Annotated in this window: 11 protein-coding genes; 6 read left to right on the forward strand and 5 right to left on the reverse strand. The window is 68.3% G+C overall.

Annotated elements, in window-relative coordinates:
- Window positions 1-81 precede the first annotated feature (81 nt).
- The 3 genes from glnL to ACKTT0_RS19860 all read left to right on the forward strand — a co-directional run bounded on the left by glnL (window position 82) and on the right by ACKTT0_RS19860 (window position 3357).
- Window positions 82-1146: a nitrogen regulation protein NR(II) gene (glnL, locus tag ACKTT0_RS19850; RefSeq protein ID WP_407852466.1), complete on the forward strand. Its 1065-nt coding sequence runs from the start codon at window positions 82-84 to the stop codon at window positions 1144-1146.
- On the forward strand, window positions 1143-2639 hold the full coding sequence (gene ntrC / locus ACKTT0_RS19855) for a nitrogen regulation protein NR(I) (RefSeq protein WP_407851490.1): 1497 nt from the start codon (window positions 1143-1145) through the stop codon (window positions 2637-2639). Before glnL ends, ntrC begins: the two co-directional genes overlap by 4 nt.
- 61 nt (window positions 2640-2700) lie before the next feature.
- On the forward strand, window positions 2701-3357 hold the full coding sequence (locus ACKTT0_RS19860; protein WP_407851491.1) for a class I SAM-dependent methyltransferase: 657 nt from the start codon (window positions 2701-2703) through the stop codon (window positions 3355-3357).
- 592 nt (window positions 3358-3949) lie between these two features.
- Here the strand turns inward: ACKTT0_RS19860 and ACKTT0_RS19865 are convergent.
- Window positions 3950-4861: a LysR family transcriptional regulator gene (locus ACKTT0_RS19865; protein ID WP_407852467.1), complete on the reverse strand. Its 912-nt coding sequence runs from the start codon at window positions 4859-4861 to the stop codon at window positions 3950-3952.
- Between the two features lie 150 nt (window positions 4862-5011).
- On the opposite strand from ACKTT0_RS19865, the gene ACKTT0_RS19870 reads away from it, so the two are divergent.
- Together ACKTT0_RS19870 and ACKTT0_RS19875 are read left to right on the forward strand one after the other, a co-directional pair.
- Window positions 5012-5710 (forward strand): pirin family protein, encoded by a 699-nt coding sequence (locus ACKTT0_RS19870; RefSeq protein ID WP_407851492.1) that lies wholly within the window; start codon window positions 5012-5014, stop codon window positions 5708-5710.
- A 110-nt stretch (window positions 5711-5820) separates the two neighbouring features.
- The gene (locus ACKTT0_RS19875) at window positions 5821-6705 is read left to right on the forward strand and encodes a pirin family protein (protein ID WP_407851493.1); all 885 of its coding nucleotides are present in this window, start codon (window positions 5821-5823) and stop codon (window positions 6703-6705) included.
- A 3-nt stretch (window positions 6706-6708) separates the two neighbouring features.
- On the opposite strand, the gene ACKTT0_RS19880 is transcribed toward ACKTT0_RS19875, so the two are convergent.
- From ACKTT0_RS19880 to ACKTT0_RS19890, 3 genes are all read right to left on the reverse strand, one after another.
- Window positions 6709-7485, reverse strand: coding sequence for an ABC transporter ATP-binding protein (locus tag ACKTT0_RS19880; protein ID WP_407851494.1), 777 nt, complete (start codon window positions 7483-7485; stop codon window positions 6709-6711).
- A 4-nt stretch (window positions 7486-7489) separates the two neighbouring features.
- Window positions 7490-9160, reverse strand: coding sequence for an ABC transporter permease (locus tag ACKTT0_RS19885; protein WP_407851495.1), 1671 nt, complete (start codon window positions 9158-9160; stop codon window positions 7490-7492).
- A 128-nt stretch (window positions 9161-9288) separates the two neighbouring features.
- On the reverse strand, window positions 9289-10329 hold the full coding sequence (locus ACKTT0_RS19890) for a Fe(3+) ABC transporter substrate-binding protein (protein ID WP_407851496.1): 1041 nt from the start codon (window positions 10327-10329) through the stop codon (window positions 9289-9291).
- 312 nt (window positions 10330-10641) lie between these two features.
- Between ACKTT0_RS19890 and ACKTT0_RS19895 the strand changes: the two genes are divergently transcribed.
- Window positions 10642-11418 (forward strand): ferredoxin--NADP reductase, encoded by a 777-nt coding sequence (locus tag ACKTT0_RS19895; protein WP_407851497.1) that lies wholly within the window; start codon window positions 10642-10644, stop codon window positions 11416-11418.
- A 44-nt stretch (window positions 11419-11462) separates the two neighbouring features.
- Here ACKTT0_RS19895 and ACKTT0_RS19900 read toward each other — a convergent pair whose 3' ends face one another.
- Entirely contained in the window at window positions 11463-12896 is a 1434-nt protein-coding gene (locus ACKTT0_RS19900) for an amino acid permease (RefSeq protein ID WP_407851498.1), read from the reverse strand.
- Window positions 12897-12909: the final 13 nt, after the last annotated feature.

Raw genomic sequence — 12909 nt, forward strand, 5'->3', positions numbered from 1 at the left:
CCGACGGCCTTGGGCCGGGCGGGCTCTGGCAGGGGCGGGCGGGCCGGTCCGCCGGCCCGTCCTGCCCCGGTGCTGCAAATGATGAATGTAGACGCGTTTGATTTACTGGCCACATCCGTCTTGCTGCTGAACGAGCGGGGGCATATCGAGCAGGCCAACGCCGCGGCGGAAGACCTGTTCGGGCGGTCCCGCAAGCAATTGCGCGGCCTGTCGGCGGCCACGCTGTTCGGCCATCCCGAGGCGCTGCAGTCTTCCATCGATCGCGCCGTGGCGGGCCGGTTCGCCGATGTGCGGCAATTGTCCTCGCTGCGCCGGGCCGGTGAGTCGGTGGAGGTCACCGTGACCACGGTGTCGCTGTCCGGGCAGCCCTGGCCGGTGCTGGTCGAGGCGCGCGAAATCGAACAGCGCGTGCTGGCCGACCGCAACCACCGCCTGGTCGAGGAAATAGAGGCGCACCGCGAATTGCTGCGCAACCTCGCGCACGAAGTCAAGAACCCCCTGGGCGGCCTGCGCGGCGCGGCCCAGTTGCTGGAAGCCGAGCTGCCCGACGCCGCCCTGGCCGAATACACCCAGGTCATCATTTCCGAGGCCGATCGCCTGCAGGTGCTGGTCGACCGCCTGAGCGGCCCGCAGCGCGTGCCGCTGGCCGCGCGCCCGGTCAACATCCACGAGATCTGCGAACGCGTGTGCGCCCTGATCCAGGCGGAATTCCGCGACAAGGTGGCGCTGGTGCGCGACTACGACGCCTCGGTGCCGGACCTGCAGGGCGACGCCGCGCGGCTGATGCAGGCGGTGCTGAACGTGGCGCGCAATGCCGCGCAGGAGCTTGCCCTGCAGCAGCCGGGCGCCGATGTGCCGCCGCCGCAGATCACGCTGCGCACGCGGGTGGCGCGGCAGGTGCTGCTGGCGCATCGCCAGCACCGCCTGGCGCTGGTGCTGGCCATCATCGACAACGGCCCCGGCGTGCCCGAGTCGATCCGCGACCGCATCTTCCACCCGCTGGTCACCGCCCGGCCCGGCGGCACCGGCCTGGGCCTGAGCCTGGCCCAGGATTTCGTGCAGCAGCACGGAGGCATTATCGAATTCGAATCCCGCCCCAGGCACACTGAATTCCGTCTGGTGTTACCGATGGAGCAGCCACTGTGAGCAAGCCAGTTTGGATCGTGGACGATGACCAGGCCATCCGCTGGGTCCTGGAAAAGGCGCTGGCCCGTGCTGGCGTGCCCACGCGCAGCTTCGCGCAGGCGGCCGACGTGCTGGAGGCGCTGGCCGCCGGCGCCCCGGCCGCGCTGGTGTCCGATATCCGCATGCCGGGCGGCGATGGCCTGAGCCTGCTGCGCCAGATCAAGGAACGCCATCCGCGCCTGCCGGTCATCGTGATGACGGCGTTCGCCGACCTGGACAGCACGGTATCGGCATTCCAGGGCGGCGCCTTCGATTACCTGGCCAAGCCGTTCGACGTCAACGAGGCGGTGGCGCTGATCGAGCGCGCCGTGCAGGAAGGCTCGCCCGAGCAGGCCGGCGCCGGCGACGGGGAAACGGAGCCGGCGCAGAACAACGAGCGCTGGATGATGACGCAGTCGTCCTCTACCGCAATGCAGGAAGTGTTCCGGGCCATCGGCCGCCTGGCGCAATCCAAGGTCACCGTGCTGATCACCGGCGAGTCGGGTACCGGCAAGGAACTGGTGGCGCGGGCGTTGCACGGCCATGGCGCGCGCGCCGGCGGGCCGTTCGTGGCGTTGAACGCGGCCGCCATCCCGCGCGACCTGCTCGAGGCCGAGCTGTTCGGCCATGAGCGCGGCGCCTTCACCGGCGCCAATACGCTGCGGCGCGGGCGCTTCGAGGAGGCCCATGGCGGCACGCTGTTCCTGGACGAAATCGGCGACATGCCGATCGAGCTGCAGACGCGCCTGCTGCGGGTATTGGCCGAAGGCAGTTTCTATCGTGTGGGCGGCGCCCAGCCGGTGCGGGTCGATGTGCGCATCGTGGCCGCCACCCACCAGCCGCTGGAGCAGCGCGTGGAGCAGGGACTGTTCCGCGAAGACCTGTTCCATCGGCTGAACGTCATCCGCCTGCGCCTGCCGCCCCTGCGCGAGCGGGTCGAGGATATTCCCGCGCTGGCCAACCATTTCCTGGCGGCCAGCGCGCGCTCGCTGGGCGTGCCGGTCAAGCGCCTGACGCCGGATGCCGTGGCCGTGCTGACGCGCTTCGATTTTCCCGGCAACGTGCGCCAGCTGGAAAACTTCTGCCATTGGCTGACGGTGATGGCGCCGGGCCAGGTCGTCGAGCGGGCCGACTTGCCGCCCGAGATCCGGGCCATGGAATTGCAGGCGCCGGGGTCCGCCAGCGCGCCCGTGCAAGTCGCCGGCAATGCATCGCCGCCGGCCATGGCGGCTGCCGCGGTCTCGAGCGCAGTCGCCGGCGCGGACTGGCAAGCCGCCTTGCTGCGCGAGGCGCAGCACCGGCTCGAGCGCGGCGAACCCGCCGTGATGGCCACGTTGACGCGCCAGTTCGAGCGCATCCTGCTGCAAAGCGCTTTGGATGCCAGCCGCGGCAGGCGCGTCGAGGCGGCCGCGCGCCTGGGCATCGGGCGCAACACCATCACGCGCAAGCTGCGCGAGCTCGGCATAGAAGAGTAGGGTAGCGGCTGGCGCCGCGGGTATGGTGCAATAGGTCCTCCATTGCCCGCAGGAGGATGCCGTGCCCGACCGCCAGGCGACCAAGCAACCCGCGACGACTGCCCGCCAGGCTGCGTGGTCGCCCGACTCCATCCCGGCTGTTCCGCACATGGAGGACGCCGGGCTGGCGCTGCTGCGGGAGCGCCTGGCGCGGGTACGGACCTATCTCGAGTACGGATCGGGGGGCAGTTCGCTGATGGCGGCCCAGGCCGGGGTGCGGCGCATCTATTCTGTGGATACCGACAGGCAGTTCCTGCACGCGGTGCGGCAGCGCCTGCTGGCCGACGGTGTACCGCGCCGGCGTTTCGTGCCGGTCTATGCGAACATCGGCGCGACAGGCGCTTGGGGCCGGCCCAAGAATGACAAGCATGCCACCCTGTGGCCACGCTACTGTGCGGAACCGTGGCGCAAGCTGCGGCACGCCGGCGACGACCCGGACCTGATCCTGATCGACGGCCGCTTCCGCGTGGCGGCGTTCCTGATGTCGGTGCTGATGGCCAAGCCGGGCTGCATCGTGCTGTTCGACGACTATTTCATCCGGCCGTACTACCACGTGATTGAGAACCACCTGAAGCCGACCTGGCAGGCGGGCCGCATGGCGGAATTCACCGTCGAGCCGCTGGCCGACCGGGACCAGGCGTTGTTCGATGTGATGGCGTATTGCACTGACTCGCGGTGAGGATGCCCATGGGGGCATGGCGGTGGCCTGGGAAGGGGGGGAGGCCTCCTGGGTGGGGTCGTGTTCTTGAGGCGTCCTGGGCCGGGTTGGGGCGTGCGGGCCGGTCACGTCGGTCGGCTCGGGCGCGCCACCAGGCGCCCTCGGCCCCCTGCGGGGGCTGCCCTCGCTCCAACTGACCGGCCCGCACGCCCCAACCCCGCCCAGGACTCACAGCAGCGGCATGCCCAGGTCTGCCGGCGCGCTGTCGAAATTTTTGGGGGGCTGCGTAGTGCCGTCGCGTCGGTTTCTTGCCCAGAGACGCTATCACACCCAGGTGTCAGACACCCCTTGCGCACAGCCTGCTCTTGACGAGACGACGCGCATGGGGTGTCTGACACCAACATGAGGCGTCGATGCCTCGACCAGAGATGCTGTGAGCCCACGCCTGCCGGCGGGACCCGGGCGGCCAGTTGGAGGGAGGGCAGCCCCCGCAGGGGGCCGAGGGCGCCTGCTGGCGCGCCCGAGCCGACCGACGTGGCCGCCCGGGTCCCGCCGGCAGGCGTGGGCGCCTCAAGAACCCACTACCCGACCAGCTGCGAAGGCATCCCCACCGTTAGGCCCCCAACAGACTGGCGCACAAGCGCGGCGAGCGCAGTTTCTGCAGCCACCATTTGAGCGCCTGTCCCGGTGCCCGGTCGCGCCAGGCATAGACCAGTTGCTCGGTGATCGGCACCGCGTCGTCCGTGGCGCATTGCACCAGCTCGCCCCGCGTGATGTATGGCGCGGCCAGCGTCAGCGGCAGATAGCCGCAGCCCAGGCCGCGCACCTGCGCGTCGATCTTCGCCTGCATGTCGGGCATGACGATCAGCGGCTGCTCGCTGAGCAGGCCGCGCGTGCGCGGCGGCAGGTCGCGCGAGGTGTCGGCCACCACCACGGCGCAATAGGCCGCGATGTCGGCGGCCGCCAACGGGCGGCGCAGCGCCGCCAGCGGGTGGTGCGGAGCCACGCAGAACGCGAACTGCACCTGCCCCATGGGCTGCGAATGATAGGCCCCCGACGGCGCGCCCGAGGCGTCCGCGCCTATCACCAGGTCGGCGCGGCCCGAAGCCAGGGCGTCCCAGTTGCCGCTCAGCACTTCAGTGGACAGCCGCAGCGTGGTGACGGCGGCCATCTCCCGGAACCCCTCGACCAGGTCGTACAGCGGCGCCCGCGGCAGCACGGCGCTGGCGGCCACGCGCAGTTCCAGCTCCCAGCCGGTCGCCACCCGCTTGACCCGGCCCGCCAGGGCGTCCAGCGACTGCAGCACCTGGCGGCCGTCATGCAGCAGGGTTTCCCCGGCCGGCGTCAGGCGGGCGCGGTGCCCGCTGCGGTCGAACAGCAGCACATCGAGTGCGTCTTCCAGCTTGCGCACCGCATAGGTCACCGCCGACGGCACCTTGTCGAGCTCCCGCGCGGCCTTGGCAAAACTGCCGTGCCGCGCAATGGCGTCGACCATGTACAGCAATTCAGGCGTGATGGCTTGCATGGCGCGGGTATTCATTCAAATAAATTGAATGATCTCATCAAAACGCTTCAGCCTCAATATCGCTGCCCCGGCGCACAATGCCTTCATTGGTGGTGCGCAAAGCGGCATACGCCACCGCAACCACTTCAACTTATTTGCAAGGAGCCCATCATGCTGACCCTGCGCCGCAGCAACGAACGCGGCCATGCCAACCACGGCTGGCTCGACACCCACCACACCTTTTCCTTCGCCAACTACTACGATCCGGCGCACATGGGCTTCGGTCCGCTGCGCGTGATCAACGACGACCGCATCGCCGCCGGCCGCGGCTTCGGCACGCACGGGCACCGCGACATGGAAATCATTACCTATGTGCTGGAGGGCGCCGTGGCCCACAAGGACAGCATGGGCAGCGGCTCGACCATCGAGCCCGGCAACGTGCAGCGCATGAGCGCGGGCCGCGGGGTGCTGCATTCGGAGTTCAACCCGCTGGACGACCGGCCCACGCACCTGTTGCAGATCTGGATCGAGCCCGACGTGGCCGGCATCGCGCCCGAATACGAGGAACTCAGCGTACCCGAGGCGGAAAAGCGCGGGCGCCTGCGCCAGGTGGCCTCGCCGGACGGCGCCGACGGGTCGATGCGCATACACCAGGATGCGCGGGTGTACGCCGGGCTGTTCGACGGCGCGGAACGGGCCGAGCTGCCGCTGGCGGCCGGCCGGCGCGCCTGGGTGCACGTGGCGCGCGGCAAGGTCGTCGTCAATGGCCAGGCGCTGGCGGCCGGCGACGGGCTGGCCTTGACCGACGAGGCCGCGGTCGCGATCCGCGACGGCGAACAGGCCGAAGTGCTGGTCTTCGACCTGGCGTAAGCGCTATCTTGGCGTAAATCCCCGGCGCCAGGCATTCCGGGCCTGGCGCCGGCATCAACCCGCATCACATCGGCAGGGGCGGATCCTGCCCCGTCAACCAGGAGCTCAGCATGTCCCTTGTCGAAACTCTCGTCATTCCCCGTACCAGCGATCTGGGCGGCGGCCTGGAGGTGCGCCGCGCGCTGCCGTCGGCCCAGCGCCGCACGGTCGGCCCGTTTGTCTTCCTCGATGAAATGGGGCCGGCGCTGTTCGCGCCGGGTGCTGGCGTGGACGTGCGCCCGCACCCGCACATCGGCCTGTCGACCGTCACCTACCTGTACGAAGGGGCCATGATGCACCGCGACGGGGCCGGCCATGTGCAGGAAATCCGGCCCGGCGAAGTGAACTGGATGACGGCCGGCCGCGGCATCGTGCATTCCGAACGCACGCCGGACGCCCAGCGGCAGGCGGGCCAGCAATTGGCCGGGCTGCAATTGTGGGTGGGCCTGCCGGCCAGCCACGAAGAGACCGATCCCGGCTTCGTGCATTACGGGCTGGATGCCCAGCCGGTGGTCGAAGGCGAGGGCGTGCGCGCGCAAGTGGTGGCCGGCTCGCTGTTCGGCCGGGCCTCAGCGGTCCGGACCCTGTCGCCGCTGTTCTTCGGCGACATCGCCTTGCAGGCGGGCGCCAGGGTCGTCGTACAGCCTGAGTACGAAGAGCGCGCCGCCTATCTAAGCCGGGGCGCGGTGGAGGTGGACGGGCAGGTCTACCAGCCCGGCCAGTTGCTGGTGTTTGCCGCTGGCCGGCCGGTTACCATCCGGGCCGTCGATGCCGCGCGCCTGGCGGTGCTGGGAGGCGAGCCGTTGGACGGCCCACGCTTCGTGTGGTGGAACTTCGTTTCCAGCAGCAAGGACCGCATCGAGCAGGCCAAGCAGGACTGGCAACGCGACCGCTTCGGCCAGGTGGTGCCGGGCGACGAGACGGAGTACATCCCGCTGCCGGCGCCGCGCTCCTGAGGCCTACATGCCGCGCGCGTAGGCCTGCTGGCGCTGGGCCACCAGCGCCTCGCGCCGCACGAAGTCGCGCACGAAACCATCGGCCGGATGATGGTGCAGGTTGTACGGGGTGTCCCACTGCACGATCCGGCCTTCGCTCATGACGCCGATGCGGTCGGCGATGGCAAACGCCTCTGCCTGGTTGTGCGTCACCAGGATGGCGGTGTGGCCGGTGGATTTGAGGATGTCGCGCACCTCGAAGGCCAGCCGCTCGCGCGTATCCACGTCCAGGTTCGAGAACGGTTCGTCCAGCAGCAGCAGGTCGGGCGACGGCGCCAGCGCGCGGGCCAGTGCCACGCGCTGTTGCTGACCGCCGGAGATCTCGTGCGGGTAGCTGTCCGCCGAGGCCGACAGGCCCACCATGTCCAGCATCTCGCGCACGCGGGCGGCGCGTGCGGCGCGGTCCAGCTTGCGCAGCCCGAAGGCGACGTTCTCGGCCGCCGTCAGGTGCGGGAACAGGGCATAGTCCTGGAACATCATGCCCACGCGCCGCAGTTCGGGCGCGACCTGCACGGTGGGAGAGGAAATGATGTTGCCGTCCAGCGCGATATGCCCGGCGCGCACCGGCTCGAAGCCGGCAATGGCGCGCAGGATGGTGGTCTTGCCGCAGCCGGACTCGCCCAGCAGGCAGCCGATATGGCCGGCCGGCAAGGCCAGCGAGAGGTCGCGCACCACTGGCCGCAGCCCTTGCGGCGTGTCGTAGGCCAGATGGATATGGTCGAGTTCAAGCAGGTCGGGCACGATATCAATGTCCCATTTTCAGATTGGTGCGGGCCAGCAGGATGACCGGCAGCAGGCCGGCGAGCACGATCGCCAGCGCCGCGACGGCGCCTTCTTCGTAGGTGCCGCGCGCGGCTTCGGCATACAGCCAGGTGGCCAGCGTCTCGAAGTTCAGGGGCCGCAGCAGCAGGGTGGCGGGCAGTTCCTTCATGGTGTCGACGAACACCAGCAGAGCGCTGGCCGCGAGGGCCGGGCGCAGCAGGGGCAGGTGCACGCGGCGCAGCGTGCCGCCGGCGGTCTCGCCCAGCAGCCGCGAGGCCTGTTCGAGCGACGCGGGAATGCGCGCCAGCCCGGCCTCGACGCCGCCCACTGAAACCGCCAGGAAGCGCATCGTGTACGCGCAGACCAGCGCCCCGGACGAACCCATCAGCAGCAGGCCGCTGCTGCCGAACACTGCGCCCAGCTGCCGGTCGATCCAGGTGAAGGGCATCAGCAGGCCGATGGCCAGCACCGTGCCGGGCACGGCATAACCCAGGCTGGCGATGCGCGCGCAGGCCCGGCCCGGATTGAAGCGGGCGCTCTCGCGCAGCGTGCGCCCGGCCCAGGCCACCACCAGGCCGCAACCCAGTGTCACCACCGTGGCGACGAAGGCGATGGACAGCGTGTTGGCCAGGCCGTCGAGCAACTGGTCGGAGACGCCGCCCACCAGGTGCAGGCGCTTATAGGTCTCGACCACCAGGTACCAGGCCGGCGCCACGAAGCCCAGCAGCACCGGGATCCAGCCCAGCGCTATCGCCAGCAAGGCGGCGCCGCCGCGCAGGCGGCGTGGTTGCATGGGGCGCATGCGCTGGGTGTTGGCATAGCGCTGGCGCTTGCGGCCATGGCGTTCCAGCAGGATCAGCCCGACCACGATGGCCAGCATGGTCAGCGCGATCTGGGCGGCGCTGGCCAGGTCCGAGCGGGTGATCCAGGTCGTGTACACGGAGACGGTCAGGGTCTGCACCCCGAGGAATTCCGAGGCGCCGATGTCGTTCAGCGTCTCGAGCAGCGCCAGGCTGGCGCCGACCGCGATGGCCGGCCGCGCCAGCGGCAGCGCCACGCGCACGAATACGCCGACGCGCCCGGCGCCGAGCGTGCGCGCCGCTTCCAGCAGGCTGGCGGCCTGGGTCATGAACATGACCCGGGTGCTCAGGTAGACGTAGGGATACAGGACGAAGCCCAGCACGAAAATGGCGCCGTAGATCGAGCGCAGGTCGGGCAGGCGGAACTGGCGCGGGCTGTCATAGCCCAGCAGTTCGCGTATGGCCGTCTGGATCGGCCCGATGGGGTGCAGCAGGTCCAGGTAGGCGAAGGCGATAATGTAGGTCGGCACCGCCAGCGGCAGCAGCAGCGCCCAGGTCAGCATCCGGCGGGTGGGGAACTCGTAGGCGGTTACCAGCCAGGCCGCGCCGGTCCCCAGGCAGGTGACCAGGATGCCGACCCCGGCCAGCAGCATGGCCGTGTTGGCCAGGGCCTGCGGCAGCACGTAGCTGGCCAGGTGGGTCCAGTGCGACAGATTGGCGTGCAGGGCTTCCCAGGCCAGCGCGCCCAGGGGCAGCAGGACCGCCAGCGCGATCAGCGCGGCGCCCGCCAGCCAGCCGGCGCCGCGTTCGAGACCGCGCGGACGCCATGGGCGGGGCAATGTGTCAGTAGGCATGCTTCAACAACATAGCGTGGGCCAGCGCGGGCCCACCAGAAAAACGCGCGCCGAAAAAGCCGATGTCAGGCTCCTTGCGGAGCCTGACACCCAGGCGCGGCGGCCGCCCCGCGTGGGCGGCATCGCGATCACTGGTCGAAGCCGACCTTGTCGACCAGTTCGCTGGCCTGCTTGCGATACTTGGCGATTTCGGCCACGGGCAGCGAGTCGACCTTCAGTTCGCCGAAGCTGGCCACCACCGGATCGAGCTGGACGCCCTTGCGGATGGGGTACTCGTAGTTGGCGCGGGCGTACAGCGCCTGGGCCGGCTCGGAAACCAGGAATTCCAGCAGCTTGATGGCGTTTTCCTTGTTGGGCGCGTGTGCCGCCACCGCGGCGCCGCTGATGTTCACATGCGTGCCCGAACCGCCGTTCTTGAACGTGGGACGCACCACCTTGATGGCGTCGCCCCACTTGCGGGCGTCGGTGCCGGGCTCGGCGTTCTTCATGTGGCCCACATAGTAAGCGTTGGCAATGCCGATGTCGCAAATGCCGCCGAGGATGTCGCGCGCCACGTCGCGGTCGCCGCCGGCGGCCTTGCGGGCCAGGTTGGCCTTGACGCCGCGCAGCCACTTTTCGGTGGCTTCGGCGCCGTCGTGGGCGATCATGGCCGCCACCAGGGCAGTGTTGTAGGGGTGCTGGCCCGAGCGGATGCAGACCTTGTCCTTCCACTTGGGGTCGGCCAGGTCCTCGTAGTGGAAGCTGTCGAGCTTCACTTCGTTGGCCACGTACAGCACCCGGTCGCGCAGCGACAGGCTGTACCATTTGCCGTCGGCCCCGCGCAGGTTGGCGGGAATCACCGAATTCAGCGTCTCGGACTGGATCGGTTGGGTGATGCCGCCGTCGACCAGGTCGATCAGGTTGCCGATGTCGACGGTCATCAGGACGTCGGCCGGCGACTGCGCGCCCTCGGCCTTGACGCGCTCGAGCAGGCCGTCCTTGATGAAGACGGTGTTGACCTTGATGCCGCTTTCCTTGGTGAAGGCATCCAGCATGGGCTGGATCAGCTTCGGCTCGCGGGTGGTATAGAGGCTGACTTCATCGGCCGCCATGGCCGGGGCGGCCAGGGTGGCGGCGGCCAGCGCCAGCGCGCCCAGCAGCGGGGTCAGGGAAGAGCGTCGGGTCGACATAGGGGCGGGGCTCCAGTGCGTTGCAGCAGGGATGCGCGGGCCCAAACGGGGCTGCGGATGCATCCGTTAACGAAAATGATTATCAAGTGGATGCGACAATACCAGGAAGCCGCGGACCGTTCAACTTATCGTCAGTTGTGCCCAGGAGTCCCCTGATTTCTATCAAAAGGTTATAAGGGCATTACGGATTAATGAGAGCGGTTATCAAGCAGTCGCGGTAAAATAGGGAAAACCCTTAAGCCCGCGCCCGCCTTTTGCACGGCGTGGAATCCCACTCGGCGCACGTGGTGCGTTGATTCTTTCTCAACGGACATGGCAGCTTTCAACACCGAGCGCGTACTGAGCGTGCATCACTGGAACGATACGCTTTTTTCCTTCACCACCACGCGCGACGCCGCGTTGCGCTTCCACAATGGCCACTTCGTCATGATCGGCCTGGAAGTCGAAGGCAAGCCCCTGATGCGGGCCTACAGCATCGCCAGCGCCAACTACGAAGAAAACCTGGAATTCCTCAGCATCAAGGTGCAGAACGGCCCGCTCACCTCGCGCCTTCAGCACCTGAAGGAAGGCGACACCATCCTGGTCAGCCGCAAGCCGGTCGGCACCCTGGTGGTCGACGACCTCAAGCCCGGCAAGCACTTGTTCCTGTTCGGCACCGGCACCGGCCTGGCGCCCTTCATGAGCATCATCAAGGATCCGGACGTCTACGAACGCTTCGAAAAGGTCGTGCTGGTGCACGGCGTGCGCTGGGTCAGCGAACTGGCCTACGCTGACTTCATCGAAAAGGAACTCCCCAACAACGAGTTCTTCGGCGACGTGGTGCGGGAAAAGCTCGTCTACTACCCCACGGTCACGCGCGAGCCGTTCCGTAACCAAGGCCGCATCACGCAGCTCATCGAAAACGGCAAGCTGTGCCAGGACATCGGCCTGCCGCAGATCAACCCCGAAACCGACCGCGCCATGCTTTGCGGCAGCCCGCATATGCTGGCCGACATCAGCGCCATGCTCGACGCGCGGGGCTTCCAGGTTTCGCCCGGCGTGGGCGAACCCGGCGACTACGTGGTCGAACGGGCCTTCGTCGAAAAATGATCGCCCGCCGCCCCCCCGGGGCGGCGGTCATGGCGGCGGGCCGTTCAGGCCCGCGATTGCCCGATGGCGGCGCCCGTTTGTGGCGCCGTCGTGTTTTCCAGCTGCGCGCGCTTGCCGATGCCAAGGCGCTGCGCCACGATACCCATGATCACGATCACGCCGGCCAGGGCCGAGGTGTAGACTACTTCGGTGCGATAGGTGCCTTCGACGATCATGGTCGCCAGCGCGGCGACGATGCACACGATCACGGCGTACGTCAGCCATGGGAACAGCCACATCTTGAACCGGAGCTCGACGCCTTCGGCCTGCAGGCGGTAGCGCATGCGCAGTTGCGAGCAGGCGATCACCAGGTAGACGAACAGCGCGATCGTGCCGGTGGCCTGCATCAGCACGTCGTAGAGGTCCATCTGGGAAGTCGCCATGAGCCAGACGGCGGCGAATGCGAACACGCTGGAAACCAGCACCCCGATGTACGGCGCGCCGGTGCGGCGGCCGGTGGTCTGCATGACGCGGTGCGCGTCGCCGCGCCGCGCCAGCGAATAGAGCATGCGCGACGCGGTGTAGAGCGCCGAGTTGAAGCAGCTGCACACCGATGTCAGCACGACGAAATTGACGATGGCCTGGGCGTGGGGAATGCCCAGCACGTTCAGGGCGACGTTATAGCTGCCATGCGTCGGCTGGGCCAGCGCGGGCTCGTTGTAGGGCACCAGGCAGACGACAATGAAGATCGAGCCGACGTAGAAAAGGCAGATGCGCCAGACGACTGACTTGATGGTCCTGACGATTTCCTTGCTGGGATTGGCCGATTCGGCCGCCGCCACCGTGACGATTTCCGCGCCGATGAAGGCAAACATGACACCCAGCAGCGCGACCACCACCGATTTGGCGCCGTTGGGCATGAAGCCCTGCGCGGTGAGCTGCGAGACGCCGCGCGCCGCGCCCCATGGCCACAGGTGCATGATCGCCAGGCTGCCGACGACCAGAAAGAGCACGATGGCGCCGACCTTGATCAGGGCGAACCAGAATTCGAACTCGCCGTAGTTGCGCACATTCATGAAATTGACGGCGACCAGCGATACCGTGACCAGCAGCGCGTAGCCCCAGTCCGGGACGAAAGGGAACCAGTCGTGCAGGATCTGGCCGGCCACATAGGCTTCCCAGCCCATGAGCAGCGCCCAGAAGTACCAGTACAGCCAGCCGATGGTGAAGCCGGCCCAGCGGCCGATGGCGCGGTCCGCATAGGTGGAGAACGAGCCGGTGTCGGGCTGGGCCACGGCCATTTCCCCCAGCATGCGCATGACCAGGATGACCAGCAGGCCGCCGCCCGCGTAGGCCAGGATCACCGCCGGCCCGGCCAGGGCGATCTGCTTGCCGGAGCCGACGAACAGGGCGGCCCCGATGACCCCGGCGATCGACATCATCGTCAGGTGGCGGGATTTCAGGCCGCCTTTCAGGTTGGTATGCTGCGTGTTGGCCAACTGTCTCCTCCTT

The organism is Bordetella saccharivorans (assembly GCF_045862855.1).
GTDB classification, from domain to species: Bacteria; Pseudomonadota; Gammaproteobacteria; order Burkholderiales; family Burkholderiaceae_B; genus Bordetella_A; species Bordetella_A petrii_F.